At 69.9% G+C, this 21,899-nt stretch carries 20 protein-coding genes; 9 read left to right on the forward strand and 11 right to left on the reverse strand.

The window, feature by feature from the left end; translation table 11 throughout:
- Positions 1–16 precede the first annotated feature (16 nt).
- The 3 genes from SNAS_RS06090 to SNAS_RS36130 all read right to left on the reverse strand — a co-directional run bounded on the left by SNAS_RS06090 (position 17) and on the right by SNAS_RS36130 (position 2,626).
- Entirely contained in the window at positions 17–1,708 is a 1,692-nt protein-coding gene (locus SNAS_RS06090; protein WP_013016514.1) for an alpha/beta hydrolase, read from the reverse strand.
- A gap of 3 nt (positions 1,709–1,711) precedes the next feature.
- Positions 1,712–2,140: a hypothetical protein gene (locus tag SNAS_RS06095; protein WP_013016515.1), complete on the reverse strand. Its 429-nt coding sequence runs from the start codon at positions 2,138–2,140 to the stop codon at positions 1,712–1,714.
- A gap of 105 nt (positions 2,141–2,245) precedes the next feature.
- Positions 2,246–2,626, reverse strand: a complete 381-nt coding sequence (locus tag SNAS_RS36130; RefSeq protein WP_013016516.1) for a hypothetical protein — start codon at positions 2,624–2,626, stop codon at positions 2,246–2,248.
- 18 nt (positions 2,627–2,644) lie between these two features.
- Between SNAS_RS36130 and SNAS_RS06105 the strand changes: the two genes are divergently transcribed.
- Positions 2,645–3,844 (forward strand): DUF418 domain-containing protein, encoded by a 1,200-nt coding sequence (locus tag SNAS_RS06105; RefSeq protein ID WP_013016517.1) that lies wholly within the window; start codon positions 2,645–2,647, stop codon positions 3,842–3,844.
- Here the strand turns inward: SNAS_RS06105 and SNAS_RS35655 are convergent.
- Positions 3,841–3,990 carry a hypothetical protein gene (locus SNAS_RS35655; RefSeq protein WP_013016518.1) on the reverse strand — a complete coding sequence of 50 codons (150 nt, stop codon included), beginning with the start codon at positions 3,988–3,990 and terminating at the stop codon, positions 3,841–3,843. The genes SNAS_RS06105 and SNAS_RS35655 overlap by 4 nt on opposite strands.
- A 103-nt stretch (positions 3,991–4,093) precedes the next feature.
- Between SNAS_RS35655 and paaA the strand changes: the two genes are divergently transcribed.
- From paaA to paaE, 5 genes are all read left to right on the forward strand, one after another.
- Positions 4,094–5,152 (forward strand): 1,2-phenylacetyl-CoA epoxidase subunit PaaA, encoded by a 1,059-nt coding sequence (gene paaA / locus SNAS_RS06110; RefSeq protein ID WP_013016519.1) that lies wholly within the window; start codon positions 4,094–4,096, stop codon positions 5,150–5,152.
- Entirely contained in the window at positions 5,149–5,430 is a 282-nt protein-coding gene (gene paaB / locus SNAS_RS06115) for a 1,2-phenylacetyl-CoA epoxidase subunit PaaB (protein WP_013016520.1), read from the forward strand. The genes paaA and paaB overlap by 4 nt, the downstream gene beginning before the upstream one ends.
- On the forward strand, positions 5,427–6,128 hold the full coding sequence (gene paaC, locus SNAS_RS06120) for a 1,2-phenylacetyl-CoA epoxidase subunit PaaC (RefSeq protein WP_013016521.1): 702 nt from the start codon (positions 5,427–5,429) through the stop codon (positions 6,126–6,128). Before paaB ends, paaC begins: the two co-directional genes overlap by 4 nt.
- Positions 6,122–6,616, forward strand: a complete 495-nt coding sequence (gene paaD, locus SNAS_RS06125) for a 1,2-phenylacetyl-CoA epoxidase subunit PaaD (protein ID WP_013016522.1) — start codon at positions 6,122–6,124, stop codon at positions 6,614–6,616. The genes paaC and paaD overlap by 7 nt, the downstream gene beginning before the upstream one ends.
- Positions 6,617–6,700: 84 nt before the next feature.
- Positions 6,701–7,801, forward strand: coding sequence for a 1,2-phenylacetyl-CoA epoxidase subunit PaaE (gene paaE, locus SNAS_RS06130; RefSeq protein ID WP_013016523.1), 1,101 nt, complete (start codon positions 6,701–6,703; stop codon positions 7,799–7,801).
- Between the two features lie 73 nt (positions 7,802–7,874).
- On the opposite strand, the gene SNAS_RS06135 is transcribed toward paaE, so the two are convergent.
- Both SNAS_RS06135 and SNAS_RS06140 read right to left on the reverse strand, forming a co-directional pair.
- Positions 7,875–9,431 carry an MFS transporter gene (locus SNAS_RS06135; RefSeq protein WP_013016524.1) on the reverse strand — a complete coding sequence of 519 codons (1,557 nt, stop codon included), beginning with the start codon at positions 9,429–9,431 and terminating at the stop codon, positions 7,875–7,877.
- A gap of 45 nt (positions 9,432–9,476) precedes the next feature.
- On the reverse strand, positions 9,477–10,226 hold the full coding sequence (locus SNAS_RS06140; RefSeq protein ID WP_013016525.1) for an SDR family NAD(P)-dependent oxidoreductase: 750 nt from the start codon (positions 10,224–10,226) through the stop codon (positions 9,477–9,479).
- 131 nt (positions 10,227–10,357) lie between these two features.
- Here SNAS_RS06140 and SNAS_RS36135 point away from each other — a divergent pair, with 131 nt between their 5' ends.
- A complete protein-coding gene (locus SNAS_RS36135) occupies positions 10,358–13,834 on the forward strand; it encodes an AfsR/SARP family transcriptional regulator (RefSeq protein ID WP_013016526.1) in 3,477 nt (1,158 codons plus the stop codon).
- Here the strand turns inward: SNAS_RS36135 and SNAS_RS06150 are convergent.
- The 3 genes from SNAS_RS06150 to SNAS_RS06160 all read right to left on the reverse strand — a co-directional run bounded on the left by SNAS_RS06150 (position 13,831) and on the right by SNAS_RS06160 (position 17,302).
- The gene (locus tag SNAS_RS06150; protein ID WP_013016527.1) at positions 13,831–14,577 is read right to left on the reverse strand and encodes a VOC family protein; all 747 of its coding nucleotides are present in this window, start codon (positions 14,575–14,577) and stop codon (positions 13,831–13,833) included. The two genes, SNAS_RS36135 and SNAS_RS06150, sit on opposite strands and share 4 nt — an antisense overlap.
- Before the next feature lie 121 nt (positions 14,578–14,698).
- A complete protein-coding gene (locus SNAS_RS06155; protein ID WP_013016528.1) occupies positions 14,699–16,183 on the reverse strand; it encodes an alpha-amylase in 1,485 nt (494 codons plus the stop codon).
- A 279-nt stretch (positions 16,184–16,462) separates the two neighbouring features.
- Complete coding sequence (locus SNAS_RS06160; RefSeq protein WP_013016529.1) at positions 16,463–17,302, reverse strand: SDR family oxidoreductase; 840 nt, start codon at positions 17,300–17,302, stop codon at positions 16,463–16,465.
- A gap of 84 nt (positions 17,303–17,386) precedes the next feature.
- Here SNAS_RS06160 and SNAS_RS06165 point away from each other — a divergent pair, with 84 nt between their 5' ends.
- Together SNAS_RS06165 and SNAS_RS32450 are read left to right on the forward strand one after the other, a co-directional pair.
- Positions 17,387–18,118, forward strand: a complete 732-nt coding sequence (locus SNAS_RS06165) for a VOC family protein (protein ID WP_013016530.1) — start codon at positions 17,387–17,389, stop codon at positions 18,116–18,118.
- Between the two features lie 78 nt (positions 18,119–18,196).
- Positions 18,197–18,928 (forward strand): VOC family protein, encoded by a 732-nt coding sequence (locus SNAS_RS32450; RefSeq protein ID WP_013016531.1) that lies wholly within the window; start codon positions 18,197–18,199, stop codon positions 18,926–18,928.
- 13 nt (positions 18,929–18,941) lie between these two features.
- Here the strand turns inward: SNAS_RS32450 and SNAS_RS36140 are convergent, their stop codons facing one another.
- Together SNAS_RS36140 and SNAS_RS06180 are read right to left on the reverse strand one after the other, a co-directional pair.
- On the reverse strand, positions 18,942–20,648 hold the full coding sequence (locus SNAS_RS36140; RefSeq protein WP_013016532.1) for a protein kinase domain-containing protein: 1,707 nt from the start codon (positions 20,646–20,648) through the stop codon (positions 18,942–18,944).
- Positions 20,649–20,658: 10 nt separating this feature from the next.
- Positions 20,659–21,858 (reverse strand): S8 family peptidase, encoded by a 1,200-nt coding sequence (locus tag SNAS_RS06180; protein WP_013016533.1) that lies wholly within the window; start codon positions 21,856–21,858, stop codon positions 20,659–20,661.
- Positions 21,859–21,899: the final 41 nt, after the last annotated feature.

The following is a 21,899-nucleotide window of genomic DNA, read 5'->3' on the forward strand; positions in this document are numbered from 1 at the left end:
ATCTTCTTAGTATCTATTATGGAATTGGGATATCGAGGCGTGGCTTGGCGCGGGTGACGTCGTCGTACTGTCCGGTGATGACCCTGGCCTGGTTGTTGAGGCTCTCGGATGGTTTGGCGTTCGAGGTTCCGCTCGTATTGCCGTTCTCGTCCTCCCAGTAGCCGCTGTGTCCCGAGGTGTCGGTGCCCAGGCGTTGGGCACCGAAGCCCTCGTCGGCGGGGTCGTCGCCGTGGAACTCCAGATAGGAGACCTCGTCGTCGGGTGCCGCCATCGCCCAGACGTGTCCACCGTTGATCTGCAGATCGGAGACGTCGTCGATGGTGTCGGAGAAGGCGTAGTCGAACATTGGGTTGATGTCGCCCGGGGTTCCCGATTCGGGGCCGAGACCCGGACTGCCGATCAGCACCATGTCGTCCACCGCGAGCCCGTCGTCCTGGACATCGGCCTGGGCGACGACGGTGCTGCCGTAGGAGTGGCCGAGAGCGGTGACGTGGGACGGGGAATCGCCGTGGGAGGCGTTGATGCCGTTGACGAAGTTGTCCAGCCGTTCGCCGCCGTTAGACGCCATCTCGTCGAGACTGGCCCCCCCGAAGTCGTTCGGCGTGTTGTAGTCGAGCCACATGATGGTGGCGACCTTCTGGTTCGGTCCGGCCATGTCGGACGCTGCTGACCACAGTGCACCGGTGCGGTCCAGTTCGCGGCCGGGTACGGCGGACATATTGGTTCCGGTGCCGGGAACGTAGATCCCGGTGTGGTCGGCCTCGTCGGGGTTGCCGATGGACACCGCGACCCGGGCGTCCTCGACCGAACCGTCGCGCGGGTTGTCGTACACCAGCAGGTATCGCGGCCCTGGTTCCTTGCCCAGCGCGTCCTTCAGGTCCTGGGCTTCCTTGGTGTTGTTGCCGGAGTCGATGTCGTCCTGCAGGGAGTGCCGGTTGGCGGCGTCCCTGGCCTCGACGGGAAGACCGTCCACATTGCCGATGCGGCGGTACTCGTGGTCGATGTACCACTGCTGGGCCTCGGGCGACAGCCCGCTCCACCAGGCGGCGCTGCGCTCGGGGTCGGTGCCGAGGTCGTCGGGTATCGCCGCGCGGCGGGCGGCGTCGATGTCGGAGTCCGCGTCGCCGTTGAAGCTGACGTCGGCGGCCTGGTCGGCGGAGTCGCGCAGTTCCGCGACCAGCCGCAGCCGCATGACGAAGTCGGCGTCGCAGGCGCTCGCCTGTCGCACGAGTTCCTGGATGTCGCCCGCCAGCTGCTCGCCCAGTGCCTGTTTCGCCTTGGCGAGTTCGTCGTCGACCGCCTCGGCCTCGTCCTGGCTCGCCGGTCCGTCGTTGGGCACCGTCGGACGGTGGTAGACGACGGTTCCGGTCGCCGTCAGCTCCAGGTTGCCCGCTTCGGCGACGGCCTTGGCGACGTTGCGCAGCTGGCGCTGGATCGACTCGATGTTGTCGGCGAAGTCCTTCGCCGCGTCGCGGAGGTCCTCGGCCTCCCGGCTGCCCGCCGAGAGGTGTTCGCGGAACTGTCCGGCTCGTGTCGTCGCGGCGTCTATCGAATGCCCCTGGAGGGCCCGGTCGTCGAGACCGGCGACGAGCTCGCGGTTGACCCGGTCGTCCGCGTCGGTGAGCACGGTGCTCACACCGTCCCAGCCGCGGGCGTACGTGCGCATCGACTCGGGATCGAAGCGCATCACATCCTCGTAGAACACCATGGTTCAGCGGCCTCCGGGCATCGGGGTGCCGTGGGTCAGCCGGTGCATCACGTCCGGTGGCGCGCTGGGCGTGTACTCGTCGCCGAATTCGGCGTACACGCCCGCGTCGGTCTCCAGGCCGGTGGCGTTCTTCTTGTCCGTCGCGGTCACGTCGGCGACGAACTGTCGCAGTGAGCCCGCGAACTCGCCGATTCCGTCCGCGCCGATCGTCAGGGCCTCGACCTTGCCGCGCCATTGGATCGCGACGCTGTTGATGTAGGCGGCGCATTCCCAACCGGGCACGGCGGCCGAGGCGTTGTCGGCGGACGTCTTCACCGTCGCGGTGGTCCCGCTGACCATTCCGGAGATCTCGTCGGCCGAGCCCGCCACCGTCTCGATCTGGGTCTTGCTGATGTCCAGTGTGGCTCCCCCCGGTGCCGTGGGTTCTCCCATGTCTCACCCTCTGTGTCCAGTTGGTCTGGTCGGCCGTGGTTACGACCAGGACGATCGTGGCACCATCGTGTCCGGCAGACCTTGAACAAACCTTGAATCCGCAGGTCAGCGGGGCTTGCGGGCGGTGACGGCGAAGACGACCGGTGTCGGTTCGGCGCCTTCGCCGAAGCTCTCGAACCGCAGGCCCGCCGCCAGGAACGCTTGCAGCAGTTCGGGAAGCGGCAGGTGGGTGGCGCCGACCTTGTCGCGCACACCCTGGTCGGTCCACGACGTCTTGGTCCAACTGCCGTCGAGGTATCCGGGGCGGATCACCACCGCCTCGGGGTCGGTGCGGTCGGCGAAGCCGCCGCAGAAGCGCTCCTGTCGGCTGGGCCGGGTTGGTGTGACGAGCCTATAGCCGGGGGCTTGGACTGTCGGCCAGTCGGATTGGCCGATCGGCAGTACCGGGTGGGAGTGGGGGACGGACAGGCTGGACGAAACCGCCACTGAGGAGACACGATCGTCGTGACAGTTTCGTCCAGCCCAGCGCCCGGACCGTTTCGGAACGCCACCAAGCCGTCCCAGCGGCGGCTCAGCCCGGACCTGGCGCGCGGATTCATGTTGTTGCTGATCGCGATGGCCTACGCGCCGATGCACCTGGAGCACAAGAACGTCGGCGGGTATGGGCAGAAGCCCGGCGGTGGGGTCGCGGATCAGGTGATGAGTTTCCTGGCGACGCTGTTCTTGGAGAACCGGGCGTTTCCGTTGTTCGGGATCATGTTCGGGGCCGGGCTGGTGATGTTGGTGTCGCGGCAGTTGAAGGCCGGGACGCCCGAACGGGATGTGCGGCGGTTGTTGCGGCGTCGGAGCCTGTGGTTGCTGCTGTTCGGGTTCGTGCACGCCACCCTGGTGTTCTCCGGGGAGATCCTGGCCGCTTACGGGGTTGGGGGACTGGTGTTGGCCTGGTTGCTGTTTCGGGGGATGACGGCGGTGCGGGTCGCCGCGATCGTCCTATGTGTTTATTACGGGGTCGTCGTGACGCTTGCCGCCGGTGCGATCGTGACCGGGGCGGCGGCCAGTGCGGAGAAGGCCTCGGGGCTGCCGGGTTACACCTCGGTGCAGGACTGGATCGAGCGGTTGGCCGCGGCGCCGTTCGCGCCGCTGTTGAACACGCTGCTGTTTCCGATGTTCCTGTTGGTGGTGTTGGGGATCTGGTTCGGGAAGCGCGGGTTGCTGGACGATCCCGCCGCGCACCGGCGGACGCTGAGGTGGCTGGCGGGGTGTGGGATCTCGGTGTCGGTGCTGGGTGCGCTGCCGTTGGCCCTGGTCGGGGCCGGGGTGCTGGACGTCTCGGGTTCGACGCACGGCTTGCTGTTCGCGGCGCAGATCCTGACCGGGGTGGCCGGGGGCGTGGGGTACGCGGCGGCGTTCGGATTGTTGGGGGCGCGGTTGCAGCGGCGGCCCGGGCCGGTGACCCGGACGCTGGCGGCGGCCGGGCAGCGGTCGTTGAGCGTGTACCTGTTCGCGTCGGTGGGGGTCGCGGTGATCCTGCACCCGGCGCTGTTGAACCTGGGCGCGCACACCCATCGGGCCGGGGCCATGGCGGTGGCCTTCGGCGTGTGGCTGGTGGCCGTGCTGTTGGCCGGACGGCTCGCCGCGGCGGGGAGGCCGGGACCGGCCGACGCGTTGTTGCGCGGGCTCGTCTATCGGGGGTCGCGGCGTTAGCGGTACCGGCGGCCGCTGAGCTTGGCGATCAGCCGCTTGAGCTTGTGCTGGTTGTGCGGCTTGGCCAGTTCGCGCTTGACCCTGTGGACGGCCTTCTGGCCTTGCGGACTGCGCAGGAAGTGTTGCAGTTTCCGGCCCAGTGACATGGGGTGCTCCTTCCAGGCGACACCTTCATGGTGACGGGTGTGCGGCGAATTCACAAACCGACGCGCGTGAACTGTGAGCGACACCGGTTCGGTGTGACACCAAATGGTCAAAGTGTCGGGCATCTGTAACACTGTTGGTGTGAACACCGAACTACCGCCGCGGCAGCCCGGCGCCCGGACCTTGCTCGACGAGGTCAGCGACGCCGAGACCGCGCTGGCCGAGGCCGCTCGTCGTGACGCTGAAGAGTCGGAGTTCGAGGCGATCATCGCCGCGGACAAGAAGATCGAGCCGCGCGACGCCATGCCCGAGGCGTACCGCAAGACGCTGATCCGGCAGATGGCCCAGCACGCGCACTCGGAGATCATCGGCATGCAGCCGGAGGGGAACTGGATCTCCCGGGCGCCGAGCCTGTCCCGCAAGGCGATCCTGCTGGCCAAGGTGCAGGACGAAGCCGGGCACGGACTGTACCTGTACGCGGCCGCCGAGACGCTCGGCGTCGACCGGGACGAGCTGTACGAGCAGCTGCTCAACGGCAGGCAGAAGTACTCGTCGATCTTCAACTACCCGACGCTGACCTGGGCGGACGTCGGCGCGATCGGCTGGCTCGTCGACGGTGCCGCGATCGTCAACCAGGTGCCGCTGTGCCGGTGCTCGTACGGCCCGTACGCGCGCGCGATGATCCGGGTCTGCAAGGAGGAGTCGTTCCACCAGCGGCAGGGCTTCCAGTCGCTGTACGTGCTGGCGCGCGGTACCGCCGCGCAGCGGGAGATGGCGCAGGACGCGGTGAACCGTTGGTGGTACCCGAGTCTGGCCATGTTCGGCCCGCCGGACGCGGACTCGACGCATTCGCAGCAGTCGATGGAGTGGAAGATCAAGCGCTACTCCAACGACGAGCTGCGGCAGCGCTTCGTCGACATGACGGTGCAGCAGGCCGGGGTGCTGGGCCTGGAGCTGCCCGATCCGGAGCTGCGCTGGAACGCCGAGCGCGGCCACTACGACTACACCCAGCCCGACTACGACGAGCTCATGCGGGTCGTCAAGGGCGACGGGCCCTGCAACCGGCAGCGGATGGCCAACCGCACCGCCGCGGTGCGCGACGGCGAGTGGGTCCGCAAGGCCGCGGCGGCCTACGCGCGCAAACAACAGGAGGTGGCGGCATGAGTGATAATCCACTGTGGGAAGTGTTCGTCCGGCCGCGACGGGGGTTGTCGCACGGCCACGTCGGTTCGCTGCACGCGCCGGACGCGGACATGGCGCTGCGCAACGCCCGCGAGCTGTACACCCGGCGCGAGGAGGGCGTGTCGATCTGGGTGGTGCCGTCGTCGGCGATCACCGCTTCCTCGCCGGAGGAGAAGGACGCGTTCTTCGCGCCCGCCGCCGACAAGATCTACCGGCACCCGACCTTCTACGAGATGCCCGAAGGGGCTGAACACATTTGAGCGACTTCGACACGGTGCTGGGGCTGGGCGACGACGTCCTGATCGCGGCGCAGCGGCTGGCGGAGTGGACCTCGCGGGCGCACGACCTCGAGGAGGACATCGCACTGTCCAACATCGCCCTGGACCTGCTGGGACAGGCGCGGGCACTGCTGACCCACGCGGGACACCTGGAGGGCGCCGGACGCGACGAGGACGCGCTGGCGTTCCTGCGCGACGACCGGCAGTTCCGCAACGTGCTGCTGGTGGAGCTGCCGCGCGGCGACTTCGCCACCACGATCGTGCGGCTGCTGTTCCTGTCGGCGCGGCTTTGGGAGCGGTACACGCGGCTGAGCCAGGGGGAGGACGCGACGCTGGCGGCGATCGCGGCGAAGGCCGTCAAGGAGACCGCCTACCACCTCGACCATGCAGCACAGTGGACGATCCGGCTCGGTGACGGCACCGAGGAGTCGCACGCGCGGGCACAGCGGGCCGTCGACGAGCAGTGGCCCTACACCTTCGAGCTGACCGGCGAGTCCGGACGCCAGGCGTGGCTGGACCGCGTCGTCCCGGTGCTGGACAAGGCGACGCTGACCCGTCCCGACCCGGATCCGGCTTTCCGGCCCGGCGGCGGCCGCGATGGTCTGCACAGCGAACACCTGGGTTATCTGCTGGCCGAGATGCAGCACCTGCATCGCTCACACCCGGGGGCGACGTGGTGAACGTCCGTGACATCGCCGGTGGCGTCCTGGACCCGGAGCTGCCGCAGCTGACCATCGACGAGCTGGGCATCCTGCGCGACGCCCACGCCGAGGGGCAGCGCGCCGTCGTCACGATCACGCCCACCTACACCGCCTGCCCGGCGCTGGAGACCATCCGCGCCGACATCGCGACGGCGCTGCGCGACGAGGGCTGGGCCGAGATCGACATCCACACCGTCTTCGCCCCCGCCTGGTCCAGCGACTGGATCACCGACTCGGGGCGCGAGAAACTCGAAAGGGCGGGCATCGCGCCGCCGGGCGCGATGCCCGAGACCGGCGTGCGGAACCTGCCGTTGCTGCCGCCACCCGCGCCGCGCTGTCCCCGTTGCGAGTCAACGGATGTGGAACAGCTGAGCCGGTTCGGGCCCACCGCCTGCCTGGCGCTGTGGCGGTGCCGGGGCTGCGCGGAGCCCTTCGAATACTTCAAGTCCCATTTAAGTTGTGGTTGAAAACATGGTGCCCTGGAAGCATTTTCAGCACCGTGAAGGTGTTAGATCGACTAGGCATACCGGCGAGAAGATCCAGGAGCGCGCATGAGCGTGGTGTTGTCACGGCCCAAGCGACGACGGCCACAGTGGCACAAGCTGCGGGTCGCCGACGTGGAACGGCTGACCGACGAGGCCGTGACCGTCGCCTTCGAGGTCCCCGAGGACCTGCGCGAGACCTTCGACTTCACCCCGGGCCAGCACCTGACGCTGCGTCGTTTCGACGACGGCGAGGAGGTGCGCCGCTCCTACTCGATCTGCTCCACCCCCAGTCACCTGCGCTCGTCCGGCGTCGTCCGGGTCGGCATCAAGAAGATCGCCAAGGGCTCGTTCTCCGGCTACGCGACCACCAGCATGCGCCCCGGCGACGTGGTGGAACTGCTGCCGCCGTTGGGCACCTTCACCACCCAGCTCGACCCCGCCCGGTCCCGCCACTACGCCGGGATCGTCGCGGGCAGCGGCATCACCCCGGTCATGTCGATCGCGGCGTCCGCGCTGGAGACCGAGCCGGAAAGCCGGGTCACGCTCGTGTACGGCAACCGTTCGGCGGCCACCGTCATGTTCGCCGACGCCATCGCCGACCTCAAGGACCGATTCCCGGACCGGTTCCAGCTCATCCACGTGCTGTCGCGGGAACCGCAGGCCGCCGAACTGCTGTCCGGACGCCTCGACGAGGACCGGCTGGGCCGCATCTTCGCCAGCCTGTTGCCCATCGACACCGTGGACGACTGGTTCCTGTGCGGCCCGTACGGCATGGTCATCGGCGCCCAGAAGGTGCTGTCCGAGGCCGGGGTCACCGACGACCACATCCACCACGAACTGTTCTACGCCGAGGAGATCCCCGACGAACCCGAGCAGGCCCCCGTCGAGGGCGAGACCGCCCTCACCGTGACGCTCGACGGCCGCGCCTCGACGGTCACGATGCGCCGCGACGAACGGGTGCTGGACGCGGCGCTGCGGGTGCGGCCCGAACTCCCGTACGCGTGCAAGGGCGGCGTGTGCGCGACCTGCCGGGCCAAGCTGCTGGACGGCGACGTCCACATGGCCCGCAACTACGCCCTGGAGCAGTCCGACGTGGACAACGGCTATGTGCTGACCTGTCAGTCCACACCCACCACCGACGAGGTCGCCGTCGACTACGACGCCTGAGCCGCGACGATCGTCCACAAGCGCCGCCAGGGGCGGGTACCGGTTCCGGTACCCGCCACTGGCCATGTCGGCGTCAGGCCACCTCGGCCAGTTCCGTGTCGGGGTCCGTTTCGGTCTCGTCGGCCGCCTCGGCGGGTTCGCCCCGCCGCAGCACCGTCACGGCGACGACCGCGCCGATGACCGTCAGCACCGCGGCCACCAGTGCCGCCAGGTTCAGCCCCTCGGTGAACGCCGTCTTCGCGGCGTCGACCAGCGTGCCGCCGACCTCGTCGGGCAGCTTCTGTGCCGCGTCCAGCGCCCCCGGCAGGGTTTCGGCGGACTCGGCGGCGGCCTCGCCGGGAACCTCGACGGTGTCCATATGGGACCGGTATGCCGTCGTGCCGACGCTGCCCAGGATCGCCACGCCCAACGCGACACCCAGGTCGCTGATCGTGCCCTCGACCGCCGAGGCCGCACCGGCCTTCTCCGGCGGGGCCGAGCTGATGACCAGGTCCGGGATCAGCGCCATCGCCGGGGCGATTCCCGGGTACAGGATGTAGAACCCGGTGATGAGCAGCGGCAGTCCGGCGGTGCTGTCCACCTGCGTCAGCACGACGTAGCCGATCGCCGAGGCGAGCAGCCCGGCCGCGATGAGGTACGCCGGACGCACCCGACGGGCCAGGATCGGGGCCACGATCGACACCACCACCAGCGCGATGGCCGCGGGCAGGATCCACAGTCCCGCCGCCAGCGGCGACTGGTCGGCCACCAGTTGCAGGTACTGCGTGAACAGCAGGTACACCCCGCCGAGGGCCACGGTCGCGAACATGTAGACGGCCAGCGCGCCACCGAAGGTGCGGTTGCGGAACAGCCGCATGTCGATCAGCGGTTCCGGCAGCCGCAGCTGACGGCGGACGAACACCGCGCCCAAACCGATACCGGCCACCAGCGTCACCGCCGTGATCGCGTCGAGGCCGGTCTCGGCCAGCGCCTTGACGCCGTAGACGAACGGCAGCAGCGCCGCCAGCGACAGCACGACGCTCAACGGGTCGAGCCGCCCGGCGTTGGGGGCCTTGTACTCCGGGATCAACAGCGGCACCGTCACCAGCACCAGCGCCATGACCGGCACCCCGATCAGCAGCGAGGCGCCCCACCACAGCGACTCCAGCAGCAGCCCGCCCACCAGCGGCCCGATCGCCACCCCGGCCGAGACCGACGCGGCCCACAGCCCGATGGCGACAGACCGCTGCCGCGCGTTGGTGAAGGTGTTGGTGATCAACGCGAGCGTGGCCGGAACCAGCGCGGCGGCACCCAGTCCCATGAGGGCGCGCCCGACGATGAGCACGTCCGGGTTGGGGGCGTAGGCCGACAGGATCGAGGCGGCACCGAACAGCGCCGCTCCGGACAACAGGATCCGGCGACGGCCGAACTTGTCGCCGAGCGTCCCCATGGTGACGAGGAACCCGGCCATGATGAAGCCGTAGATGTCGTTTATCCACAGCACCTGTGGACCGCTGGGTTTCAGGTCGGCGGTGATGTACGGCGTCGCCAGGAACAGCACCGTCATCGCCAGGAACAACAGCATCGTCGGCAGCAACAGCACCGACAGTCCGAGCCACTGTCTCGGGCTCGCCTTCTCGTTGGCGGACATGGCACAACCTTTCGATTTATGTCTCAAGTGGGGGATGGGGACGGTTCAGGCGATGCCCTGCGCGAACCCGCCGTCCACGGCCAGCTCGGCCGCGGTGGTGTAGGTGGCGTCGAAACCCAGGAACAGCGCCGCCGCGGCGACCTCCTCGATCGAGCCGAGCCGCCCCAGCGGGGTCTGGTCGCCCTCGGCCTCGAAGGCCGCGCGTTCGGCGTCGGACAGCCCGGGCACGCCCATGGACGGAGTCTTGATGTAGCCGGGAGCCACCGAGTTCACCCGGATCCGCCGGGGCAGGAACTCGGCGGCCAGCACCTTCGCGATCGCGTGCAGCGCCTCCTTGGAACCGGAGTAGCCGCTCAGACCGGGGAAGATCCGGTCGTTGGCGACGGTCGTGAACGTGACCGAGCCGCCGTCGCGCAGCAGCGGCGCCAGCCGCTTCACGGTGAACACCGCGCCCTTGGTGTTGACGGCGAACTGCTTGTCGAAGGAGTCGGCGGTCAGCTCGCCGAGGGTCTGGAACTCGGCGACACCGTGGTTGACGAACACGGCGTCGACGCGCCCGAGGGTCTCGGCGACGAAGCCGCCCAGCGCGTCGATGTCGGCGGCACTGGTCGCGTCGGAGCGGACCACGTGGACGCCCGGGATGTTCAGCTGGTCGCGGGCCTGCTCGACCTTGCGTTCGTCGCGGCCGGTCAGCACCACCTCGGCGCCGCCCGCGGCCAGCGCCCGGACGATGCCCAGCCCCATGCCGTGGGTCCCGCCGGTGACGACGGCCTTCTTGCCTGTGAACCTGCTCATGGTGTTCCTCCCGGATCGGTGGTCGATGGGGCAACGCTGCGGGCGGGCACTTGCGATGGGCTGGAGCTTTGCTTGCGGTCCACATGCGGTCATGGCCGCGACGGAGGCGGGGCCGTGGCTACCCTTGCGCCATGCGATTCGGTGTACTGGGGCCCGTGGCTGTGTGGACAGCGGACGGCGAACCGGTCACCGTTCCCGAGCTGAAGGTCCGCGCGCTGCTGGCGGCGCTGCTCACCGACCCCGGCCGCGTCGTCTCCGCCGATCGGCTCGTCGACTTCCTGTGGGACGAACAGCCGCCCGCCAACCCCTCGGGAGCGATCCAGACTCGGGTGTCGCGGCTGCGCAAGGTACTGACGGCAGCGGGCGGGGCCGAGCTCGTCGAACATCGACCGCCCGGCTACCGGCTGGCCGTCGAGCCCGCGGACGTGGACGCGGGGCGGTTCACGGCTCTGGTCGGTGCGGCCCGCGACGCCGTCGATGCCCGGGGCCGTCGGGAACTGCTCGCCGAGGCTCTCGACCTGTGGCGGGGGGAGCCGTTCGCGGACTTCGCCGACTCGCTGTTCGTGCGGCCCGCGATCGTGCGGCTGACGGAACAGCGGTTGCTGGCGGTGGAGGACCTGGCGCTGGCCCGGTTGGAGCTGGGCGAGCCCGGCGATGTGGTGGCGGAGCTGGGGGACCTGGTGGGGCGGCATCCGCGTCGCGAACGCTTGCGTGCCGTCCATATGCGAGCGTTGTATCTGGCGGGGCGGCAGGCCGAGGCGCTGGACAGCTTTCACGAGCTGCGGCGGCATCTGGGCGAGGAGCTTGGCTTGGATCCGGCGCCTGAGCTGGTGGAGCTGTACGGCCGGATCCTGCGGCAGGAACCGGCGACCCGGTTCACGAGCGGCGACGAGGGATCGCGGCGGCTCGGCCCGAGCGAGCCGACGACGTCCGAGCTAGCCTCGGCTGGAGCTGGAGCTGGAGCTGGAGCTGGAGCTGGAGCTGGAGCTGGAGCTGGAGCTGGAGCTGGAGCTGGAGCTGGAGCTGGACGGGGGAACTTGCCGCGACCGGTGACCGCGCTGATCGGCCGGAGCACCGAACTGTCCGAACTGGATCAGCTGCTGCGGGACCATCGGCTGGTCACCCTGACCGGCATGGGCGGCGTCGGCAAGACCAGCCTCGCGCTGGAGGCCGCCCGCCGGTCCGCCGAGTCTACTGCGGACGGTACCTGGCTGGTCGAGCTCGCCGGGCAGCCGGAGACGTCCACCGCCGCCCAGCTCGCCGAGGTCGTCGCCGAGACGCTGGGGATCCGCGAGGACCAGTTCGCACCCCTCGGCGACCCGATCGCGACAGTGGCTGAAGCCTTGCGCCCCAAGCGGTCACGGCTGCTGCTGGACAACTGCGAGCACCTCGTCGGGGCGGCCTCGGCGCTCGCGGAGGCGCTGTTGCGCGCCGCCCCGGACCTGTCGATCCTGGCCACCAGCCAGGAACCGCTCGGGATCGCGGGGGAGCAGCAGGTGCCGGTCAGTCCATTGCGGCCACACGACGCTGTCGAGCTGTTCACCGCCCGCGCCCGGGGAGCCGTTCCCGGTTTCACGGTGACCGACGCCGCGACCCTGGCGGCCATCTGCGAACGGCTGGACGGCATCCCGCTGGCCCTCGAACTGGCGGCCAACCGGATCCGGGTACTCGGCCTCGACGAGCTGGCCCAACGACTGGCGGACCGGTTCGGGCTGCTCACCAGCGGTCGCCGCGACGCTCCAGCCCGCCAACGGACCCTGCGAGCCATGCTGGACTGGAGCTGGGAGCTGCTGACCGCCGCGGAGCGGATCGTGTTGCGGCGCTTGGCGGTTCACGCCGATGGCTGCACGCTCGCGGCCGCCGAAGCCACGTGCGCCGCCGAGGGCGTGCGGCCGGACGAGGTGCTGGATCTGTTGGCGCGACTGGTGGACCGCTCACTGGTGAACGTCTCGTACGGCGGTGACGGCCCGCGCTACCGGCTGCTGGAGTCGGTCGCGGCGTACTGCGTCGAACGCTCGCGGGCCGCCGACGACCACGCCGCCGCTCGCAGGGCCCACGCGCACTATTACATCGGCTTGGCCGAGCGCGTCGACCCGCTGCTGCGTGGGCCCGAACAGGAGCGGGCACTGCGGACTTTGGACGGTGAGTCGGCCAACATTCGCGTCGCGTTCGACACCGCCATCGAAGCCGCCGAGCAGCCCGGCCCGTCGGCGGCGGGGTCGTCGCTGGTGGACGCCTCGCCCGGTACCGAGCAGCCCGGCTCGGCAGCAGCAAGCCCGTCGCAAGCCGGCGCCGCGCCCGCCGCCGAGCGGCACGCGGGCGGCACGGGCCGCGATGGCGCCACCGCCACCGAGCAGCACGCGGTCAGCTCCGGCCACGACGGTGCCGCCGCCGAGCCCGTCTCGGCTTTGCGGCTCGTCAACGCGATGAGCTGGTACTGGTTCCTGCGCGGCCGACTCGCCGAGCCCAAGCGGATGCTGGCCAGCGTCTTGGCCCAGCCCGATCCCGGCGGGCCGCGCTACGCGCAGGCCGCCGTGTCGCGGTTCGCGATCCGGTTGTTCGCCGGGGACACCGACGTCGTCGACCCCGAGTTCACCGCCGATGTGGAGCGGATGCTGGACCGTGTCACCGATCCCGGACAGCGGGCCCGGGCGCAGTGGTTCCTGTCGCTCGCGCTCGCCTACTTCGGGGACTGGAACATGTGCGAACGCCTCCTCGGCCAGGCCACCGCCGCTTTCGAGAGCCTCGACGACTGCTGGGGCCACGCCGCCGTCACCTACAGCTGGGCCGAGTTCCGTTACGACCGTGGCGAACTGGCCGCCGCCCGCCAGCTCGGCCTGCGAGGGCTGGACCTGTTCGTCGAGGCCGGTGACAGCTGGGGCCGCACCCAGGTCGAGACCCTGCTGGGCCGACTGGCCGAGGTGGACGGTGACTACGTCCAGGCCGCCGAACGACACCGCGCCGCTCTCGTCCTGGCCGAGCGACTGGGATTGTGGTCGGCGGTGTCCATAGGCAACAGCGAGCTGGGCCGGATCGCGCTGCTCACCGACGATCTCGCGCAGGCTGAGCGGCACCACGAGCAGGCTCGGCGGATCGCCATCGAGCACGCCGACGCTCCGGGACGCGAGTACGCGGAGATCGGGTTGGCGCTCGGTGCCCGGCGACAGGGCGCACTGGACGACGCTGAGAGTTACCTGCGACGGTGGTTGGACTGGAACCGGGAACTGGAGACGGACTACGGGCTGGCCCTCCTCCTGGCCGAACTGGGTTTCATCGCCGAGCTGCGCGGCGACGCCGACGCGGCGTTGGAGTGGCAGCGCGACGGCCTCACAGCCGCCCGGCAGACCGGCAACCCGCGCGCGGTGGCGTTGGCGTTGGAAGGGCTCGCCGGTGCCCGCTCCGTCGGCGGCCAGCCCGAGGTCGCCGCCCGGCTGCTCGGTGCCGCCGCCGCGCTGCGGGAGTCGCTGGCCGCGCCGCTGCCCTCCGCCGAGCGCCGCGATGTCGATCGTGTCACCGAGCGGCTGCGGGAAGCGTTGGGGGACAGTCGGTTCAAGGAACTGCTCGCCGAGGGCGCCGTTCTCGACGTGGACGGTGTCGAGGCCGGTTAGGCGTTGACGACGGTGAACCCGGCCCCGTTGGGGTCGACGACGAACGCGTTGCGGCCCACGCCGGGCAGGTCCATCGGGCCGACCGGGACCGTGCAGCCCAGCTCCATGGCCTTGGTGGCGAAGCCGTCCACGTCCTCGGACTTGAAGACCGCCAGCCACGACGGCCGCACGCCCTCGGGCCTTTCCTCGCCGAACACGTGCATGTTGCCGAAGGGTTCGTCGGCCCCGGCGGCGGTGAGGGAGGAGCCCATGGTGGACTCACCCGCGCGCCAGCCGAAGACCGTCTCGTAGAAGTCGAAGGCGTCGTCGGATTCGGCCAGCAGTGTCACCCCGGCCGGGGCTCCCGCCACACCCCAGGTCTCGGCTCCCTTGTGCTCCTTGGGTCGCGAGATCCCGAATGCCGCGCCGTCGGGTGCCTGGCATACCGCGATGGTGCACTGGTCGAAGACGTCCATCGGTGGCATGAGGACGGCGCCCCCGGCGGATTCGACGGCCTTGGCGACGCGGTGCGGGTCCGACACCTTGAAGTACACGTTCCACCAGGGGTGCGCGTCCTGCGCGCAAGGGGCGATCGCCGCGATCTGACGGCCCGCCAGCGACGCCATCGTGTAGTGACCGGACGACTCGCCCAGGTCCTGAGTGGTCCAACCGAACAGGCGCTGGTAGAACTTGGCCGTCACCGGTACGTCCGGTGTGGTCACCTCCACCCAGTAGGGCTCGCCGTCGGCGAATGTGGCGCTCATCGGTTCTCCTTCGCGCTTCGTGGTTCTGTTTTCGTACCACCGACCGCGACGGATATGGCGGTCGGGTACGACGCCGTCACCGCAAGGCTCTCAAAGCGCCGCACCCGAAGGACCGGTTTCGTCAAATAGCGGCGTTCACGTGCACCGCCAGTACGCCGTTGGCCGGAACCGTCGCCGTCAGCTTGCCGCCCGACACGGTGTACGCCGGACCGTCGCAGGCGCCGTCGGTGTGGTCGCCGTTGGCCACGTCGCAGTACTCGCCGTCGGGCAGGGCGGTGGCGAACTCGGTGGTGAGTGCGGAACCCGAGGCGTTGAAGGCCGCGAAGGCCCGGTCACCGCGTCCGAAGGCGATCTGGTCGGAACCGTTGGACCACCAGTCGGTCACCGCCGCGTCGCCCGCGGCGGTGCGGAACGCGCCCAGGTTGAGCACGGCGCGCTGCCGGTGCGAGCACTCCCAGCCGGACGCGCAGGCGCCGTCGTCGGCCACGGCCTGCTTGGTGGTTCCGTCCGATTCGGCCGGTGGCCCGGCGTCGGCGTTGTCGAACGCGAAGCCCGACAGGATGTGCGGGGAGCCGTAGCCGTGCGCCAGCGCGAACGCCTCGGCCATGTAGTAGCGGGCGCCGTTCTTGTAGGTGAGCTGAGCGCGGCCGCTGCGCTGGGTGTCGTGGTTGTCGATGAAGGTGGTGGCGGCGGACGAGTCGAGCAGCATCTGGCTTTGGAAGTCCTTCAGCGCCGACAGCTGCCCGTCCTTGAACCGGGCGCCGACCTGGTCGCCGTAGCGGAACTCGGTGACGCGTCCCAGTCCCTTGTACTCGTTCGGGCTGATCTCGCCGTTGCCGCCCTCGATGACCTCCTGGAAGATCTTCGGGTCGCCGGTCAGTCCACCGTAGATGGCCTCCAGGTCGGCGACCGGGACGTGTTTGGCGGCGTCGATGCGGAAGCCGTCGACACCCAGGTCGATGAGGTCCTGCATGTAGCCGGTGAGTTGCTTTCGGACGTGTTCGGTCTCGGTGGCCAGGTCGGACAGGTCGAGCAGTTCGCAGTTGCGGACTTCCCACTGGTCCTGCCAGTTCTGGATGTCGTCGTTGCCGTTGCGGCCGCAGTGGTGGAAGTCGTTGTTGCCGTAGGGGACCGCGGGGTAGTCGTACTGGGAGTACTCGCTGCCGCCGCTGCCGGTCCCGGTGGAGGCGCCACCGGCCATGTGGTTGACGATCGTGTCCACATAGACCTCCACGCCCGCGTCGTCGCAGGCGGACACCATGTCGGCGAAGTCCTTGGCCGAACCGCGCCGCGATTCGAGCTGGTAGCTGACCGGCTGGTAGTCCTGCCACCACGGGTACTGCTTGTCGGGCAGCACGACGTGTTCCTGAGGCGCGGACACCTCGACGGCCGGGAACTTCGCCGGACCGAGCACATTGGTGCACTCGGACGCCACCGACTTCCACGGCCACTGGAACAGGTGCAGGATCGCCTCGTCGCCCGCGATGGGGGCGGTGGCCTCGACGGTGGACGGTTGACCGGGTTCGGACTGGGCGACTCCGGCGGTGAATCCCGTGGCCAGCACGGTGATCACCACCATGGGAGGTATGAGGTTCTTGGTACGCATGGGAATCCTCGCTGTGGGGGTAGACCCGGCGCCGGGACAGGTCTGAAATTTCTTGCGCAAGGTTTCCCGAAGGCTATCGACGTGTTTCGATAGCGTCAACGGGGCACAGTGGGGTGACCTCGGCCGATGCGGCCGTTTCTTTCAACGGCGCCCTCGCTGGAACGTGGTCTACCAATGACGTTTCGTCATTTGTCGAGGTAGGAGTGGATTGGCTCGTCGGCCCGTTTCTGCAAGATCTTTCACGGCGTCCCGCGAAATTGGCACACGACGGCCGGTCCGTCAGCCGCCGATCGGCTCGGCCATGAACTCGCTCGCGCCCCGCAGCCGGGTGCGCAGCAGCGACCGCGCCCGGGAGATGTCCAGCCGGACGTCCAGCGCCAGCGCCGGACGCGGATCCATGTCGACTGCTCGCTTCGCGGGTATCGCGGCCGGGTCCAGGCCGTCGCGGCGCGCCACCAGCACGCCGAGCTCGTAGCGGGTGATCGCCTCGCTCCCGGCGACATTGAGGACACCGCTGAAATCGTTGCCCGCCAGCTCCAGCAGCGCGTCGGCGAGATCGTCCACATGAACCGGAGTGCGGACCATGTCGGTGAACAGGAACCCCTCGCGCTGCCCGTGGACCAGCTCGTAGGTGAGCCGCTCGAAATAGCCGTCGCCGTCGCCGCCGATGAGACCGGTGCGCACGATCGCGGCCTCCGGCGCGATCGCCTTGACCGCGGTCTCGGCGGCGGCCTTGGCGGCCCCGTACCGGTTCACCGGGTCCGGCAGCGCGGACTCGTCGTAGGAGCCGTCACCACGGTGCACGGCGTCGGTGGACACGTGCACCAGCCGCACCCCCAGCCGCGCCGCCGCGGCGGCGACATTGGCGGCACCGTCGGCGGTGGTGGCCCAGTCCTCGCGTTCCCGCCCGGTCGCGGTGTGGACGACGACGGCGGGCCGGACCTTGTCGAGGACCTCGCGCACCTGAACCGGATCCCGGACGTCGAGCCGCACGTCGGTGACGTCAGAGGGTGAGCTGAACGAGGTGCCGACGGTGTTCCATCCCGCCCGGGCGGCCCGCCGGTAGACGACACTGCCCAGCGACCCCGTGGCGCCGGTGATGAGAATCCGTTCGGACATCCACGCGACGCTACGGGATTGAGCTGAGAGGACGCTGGGTACCAATCCGGGGCATCATGGCCGAAGCGACGAGAGGAGCCGACGATGGTGCGCTGGCTGCGGGCGTGTGCGGGGCGTCCGGAAACCCGATGGGAGACCACAGTCGACTTCTGGTCGCGGGTCACCGGCACGCTGCCCGAGTGGCGCAGTCCCGGCGACGTCTGGCTGGAACCCGTCTCCGGCGACGGGATGCTCGCCCTGACCAACCGCGCCGCCGCGGCGGCCACCCGGGTGGACCTGGTCGTCGACGACGCCGAAGCCGTGGTGCGCCGGGCCTTCGAGCTGGGGGCCACGGCCAGCAACGACGACGGCGAGCACGTCACCGGCCGCTCCCCGGGCGGGCTGACCTTCCACATCGCCGCCGCGCCGGACTCCGAACTCGCCGAACCACCGGTCCTGGAACACCCCAACGGTTCCCTCAGCGGCCTCGACCAGATCTGCGTCGACATCGGACCATCCGATTGGGACACCGAGCTCGCGTTCTGGTCGGACCTGACCGGCCACAAGGCCCGCACCGGCGCCCGCCCGGAGTACGCCTGGATCAAGGGCCCCAACGGCCGCACGTCCCGGCTGCTGTTGCAGCGCCTGGACGAGGACCGACCCACCAGCGCCCATCTCGACTTCGCCTGCTCCGACGTCGCGGCGGTGTGCGAGGCCCACGTCGCCGCCGGAGCCCGCAGCGGCGACGTGTTCCCGTGGTGGACGGTCATGTACGACCCGTCCGGCGCCGTCTACTGCCTGACCGCCCGCGACCCCGTGACCGGGGCGCTGCCGTAGCGCCGAGGTCCGCCGTCGTGGTTGAGCAGCGGCTTCGTGGGGTAACCCGGTAGCCGACGACTATGAGAGGAGTCGGCCATGGTGCGCTGGCTGCGAACCTGCCTGGGCCGTCCGAGCGAAGTCTGGCGTGACTCGGTGGACTTCTGGGCCCGGGTCACCGAGACCACCGCCGCGCCGCCGGACGCGGACGAGGTGCTGCTGGAACCCGACACCGGGGACGCCTGGCTGGGACTGACCCGCCGGGCGACGGCACCGCCGACCCGCGTCGACCTCGTCGCCGACGACGCCGAGGCCATGGTGGCGAAGGCCTACGAGCTGGGTGTCACGGCGATCTACGACGACAACGAGCGCTTCACCGGCCGGTCGCCGGGCGGGCTGATGTTCCGCGTCGAGAACGGGGACCGCGCCTTCACCGAACCGGCGATCGTGAAGCACGCCAACGGTTCCACCAGCAGCGCCAACCAGCTGTGCATCGACGTCGGTCGCGACGACTGGGACAGCGAGGTGCGGTTCTGGGAGAACCTGACCGGCTGGAGCGCCCGCACGACGTCCTTCCCCGAGTTCAGCACGCTCACCCCCGAGGACCGCTCCACGTGCCTGGTGCTGTTGCAGCGCTTGGACGAGGACCGTCCCACCGGGGCGCATGTCGACTTCTCGACTTCGGATGTCGCGGCGGTTCGCGAGGTCCACCTGGCCGCCGGTGCTCGCGGCGGGGAGGTGTTCAAGCACTGGACGGTGATGTACGACCCGTCCGGCGCCGTCTACTGCCTCACCGCCGTCGATCCGGCGACCGGGGAGTCCACCGGGTGAGCCGCGGGCGGCTTCAGTTCTCCTCGCCGCAGCCCGGGCCGTTTCCGTCGTAGTAGTAGGTGACCTTGGTCTTGTAGCCGACGACGGCGTCGGGGTTGGGGGACTGGTCGTAGATGACGCAGTAGCCGTGTTCACCGGTCGCCTTGCCGACGGAGTCGTGGTTCTTGAACCCGGCCCCCTCCAGCATTCCCGGCGCCTGGAACGTGTTCTGGCCGATCAGGTTGGGAACCTTGCCCTTCTCGACGTCGTCGTTGTCGTTTCCGTCGGCGTTGTCGCCGCCGTTGTCGTCGCCCGAGGAGACGGCGTCGCCGCCACTCGCGGACTCGGGCGTGTTCTCCGAACTTTTATCCTTTGAGGACTTGGTCTTGTCGCTCTCGTGGTCGTCGGCGGAGCTCGCGTCGCTCTTCCCGGCCGCCACCGGTCCCGTGGTGGCCTCGTCGGTACCGGGAATCCCCAGCCCCCATGGGTTCCACGACGCTGTCGCGGTGGCGAGCACCAGCGCCACGACCAGGATCACCATCGAATACCGCGCGACGCGGCGCCGGTGCCGGTCGGGCCGCAGCAGGCCCTTGGCCTTCACCGGCCCGGTTGGTCCGGTCGGACCGGCCGGGCGAGGGGACCGGGGAGGCGACGGCGGCGCGGCCCGGCGGACCGGGGTTCCGCCCGGTGAGGTGTGACCGACGGCCACCATCCCGGTCGTGGGCGTCGAGACCGGTTCGGAGGTGGTCTCGACCCGGTGAACCGGCGTTTGTTCGGGGTCGTCGGCGACCTCGGGCTCCCATTGCGACGGCGCAGGCGACATGTGGCCGCCCAGCAGCGCGGGGCGCTCCTCCTGGGTGACCCGAACGGATCTCGCGGGCCGCGAGGCGGTGCGCTCGACCAGGTCCCAGCACGCCTGCCCGAAGTCCGCTATGGAGTCAAACCGGTCGACGGGGTTCTTGCGCAGCGCCGTCGCGACCACCTGCCGTACCGGCTCGGGGATGTCGTCCGGCAGTGGCGGCGGCTTCCGGTTCACGTGACCATCCATGATGGCCACCGGATTCTCGGACATGAACGGCGGCTGCCCGGCCAGGCACTCGTAGGCGACGACGCCGAGCGAGTAGATGTCGACGGACGGGGTCGGGTCCTGGTCGGCGATCTGCTCCGGCGAGGTGTAGCGCATGGTGCCGATGACGACCCCGGTCTCGGTGAGACCCGCCGTTCCCAACGCCCGCGCGATGCCGAAGTCGACCACCTTGATCGCGCCGTCGTCGGCGACGATGATGTTGCCCGGCTTGACATCGCGGTGGATGATCCCGGCCCGGTGCGCCGCCTCCAGTCCGTCGGCGGCCTCGGCGATGATCCGCATCGTGCGCTGCACCGGCAGCCGGACGCGTTCCTGGAGCAGGTCCGCCAGGGTCCTGCCCTCCACCAGTTCCATCACCAGGTAGGAACGGGTGCCGTCGACGGTTTCGTCCTCGCCGTAGTCGTGCAGCACGGCGATGGCGGGTGACTTCAGTGAGGCCACCAGCCGGGCCTCGGACTCGAACCGCGCCTTGAAATGCGGGTTGCGGGAGTAGTTGAGATGGAGGAGCTTGACCGCGACGGCCCGGCCCAGCCGCGTGTCGGTGGCACGCCACACCTCGCCCATACCGCCGTCGGCGATCCGGCTGTCCAGGCGGTACCGGCCGCCGCCGACACCGCTGCCGGGCACGGACCGCTGCGCAAGCTCCCCGTTCACTCGATTCCTCTCAATCGCCCCGGGAGTTCATGAAACCTGTGTACAGCAACAAGTTCGGAGATCCCTCTCCCGGGTCGGTCACCACGTCGGGGGTGGAGTTGTTCGTCAGCTCCGCGCTCACCGTAGCCGGGCCGGCCTCGGGGTTGTCGGCGAGGAACAGCGCGGCGGCACCGGCGACATGCGCGGCCGCCGCGGCGGTGCCCGCGAACGGCACCGAGGCCGAGTCGTCGGAGTGCGAGGCCGAGGTGATGCCGGTGGACGGCGCGAACAGATCGAGGCATTTGCCGGTGTTGCTGCGCTCGGAGCGGGCGTCGGTGTCGGTCACGGTGCCGCCGACGGTCAGCGCCTCGGCGGTGCGGCCGGGACTGAACCGGCAGGCGTCCGAACCCGAGCCGCCCGCCGGCAGCGCGTAGCTGATCCCGGCGCCGATCGAGGCCGCGACGGCCTTGTCGAGCGCGTCGTTAGCCGGGCCGCCCAGACCCAGCGTCGCCACCGCCGGTGTGCCCGCGGCGTCCTCGGTGACCCAGTCGATGCCCGCCAGGAGATCGTCGGTGGTGCCGCCGCCGTCGCAGTCGAGCACCCGCACACCCACCACGTCGGCCTTCTTGGCGACGCCGTGTTCGGCTCCGGCCGCGATACCGGCCAGCGCGGTGCCGTTGCCCTGGCAGTCCTCGGCGGTGTCGTCATCGTCGACGAAGTCCGGCCCGGAGCTGGCGCGGCCCTCGAAGTCCTTGTGGCTGAAGCGAACCCCGGTGTCGATGACGTAGACCTTCGTGCCGTCACCGGCCGAGTCGGGGTGGGTGTACTGGCCGTCCAGCGGCAGTTCGCGCTGGTCGATGCGGTCCAGGCCGAGGTTGGCCGGTGCCTTGGCCGCCGCCGGGGCCAGCTGGACCCGTTGTACGGCGCGCACCTCGTCGACGGCCGGATCGGCGGCCAGCTGTTCGGCCTCGTCGCGCGACATCGCCGCCGAGAAACCGGTCAGGACGGAGCGGTAGGTGTTGGTGACGACGCCGCCGTACCGGGAGGCGAGATCGTCGGCTTTGACATCCTCGTCGAGGACGACGATGTAGCGGCCGTCGACGGCGTCGGGCGCGTCAGCGCCCCGGATGGTGCCGTCGTCGGTGGCGTAGGCGATGCCGGTACCGGCCACGAGGGCCAGCGCGGCGCCGACCGCCAGCGGCGCGGCTCGGCGGGGGAGGGAGCGGGACATCGAAGTAGACCTGTCTGCCGGGGGTCGGCGCCCGTGTCGAG

The organism is Stackebrandtia nassauensis DSM 44728 (genome assembly GCF_000024545.1).
Classification (GTDB): domain Bacteria; phylum Actinomycetota; class Actinomycetes; order Mycobacteriales; family Micromonosporaceae; genus Stackebrandtia; species Stackebrandtia nassauensis.

Bases quoted from the DNA above. Each gene is read 5' to 3' on its own strand.
- SNAS_RS06090 (WP_013016514.1), bottom strand. From the start codon at position 1,708: ATGGTGTTCTACGAGGATGTGATGCGCTTCGATCCCGAGTCGATGCGC.
- SNAS_RS06150 (WP_013016527.1), bottom strand. From the start codon at position 14,577: ATGAGCGCCACATTCGCCGACGGCGAGCCCTACTGGGTGGAGGTGACC.
- paaB (WP_013016520.1), top strand. From the start codon at position 5,149: ATGAGTGATAATCCACTGTGGGAAGTGTTCGTCCGGCCGCGACGGGGG.
- SNAS_RS06180 (WP_013016533.1), bottom strand. From the start codon at position 21,858: ATGTCCCGCTCCCTCCCCCGCCGAGCCGCGCCGCTGGCGGTCGGCGCC.
- SNAS_RS06165 (WP_013016530.1), top strand. From the start codon at position 17,387: ATGGTGCGCTGGCTGCGGGCGTGTGCGGGGCGTCCGGAAACCCGATGG.
- SNAS_RS06160 (WP_013016529.1), bottom strand. From the start codon at position 17,302: ATGTCCGAACGGATTCTCATCACCGGCGCCACGGGGTCGCTGGGCAGT.
- SNAS_RS06140 (WP_013016525.1), bottom strand. From the start codon at position 10,226: ATGAGCAGGTTCACAGGCAAGAAGGCCGTCGTCACCGGCGGGACCCAC.
- SNAS_RS06135 (WP_013016524.1), bottom strand. From the start codon at position 9,431: ATGTCCGCCAACGAGAAGGCGAGCCCGAGACAGTGGCTCGGACTGTCG.
- SNAS_RS36135 (WP_013016526.1), top strand. From the start codon at position 10,358: ATGCGATTCGGTGTACTGGGGCCCGTGGCTGTGTGGACAGCGGACGGC.
- SNAS_RS35655 (WP_013016518.1), bottom strand. From the start codon at position 3,990: ATGTCACTGGGCCGGAAACTGCAACACTTCCTGCGCAGTCCGCAAGGC.
- paaE (WP_013016523.1), top strand. From the start codon at position 6,701: ATGAGCGTGGTGTTGTCACGGCCCAAGCGACGACGGCCACAGTGGCAC.
- paaA (WP_013016519.1), top strand. From the start codon at position 4,094: ATGGTCAAAGTGTCGGGCATCTGTAACACTGTTGGTGTGAACACCGAA.
- SNAS_RS06155 (WP_013016528.1), bottom strand. From the start codon at position 16,183: ATGCGTACCAAGAACCTCATACCTCCCATGGTGGTGATCACCGTGCTG.
- SNAS_RS32450 (WP_013016531.1), top strand. From the start codon at position 18,197: ATGGTGCGCTGGCTGCGAACCTGCCTGGGCCGTCCGAGCGAAGTCTGG.
- SNAS_RS06095 (WP_013016515.1), bottom strand. From the start codon at position 2,140: ATGGGAGAACCCACGGCACCGGGGGGAGCCACACTGGACATCAGCAAG.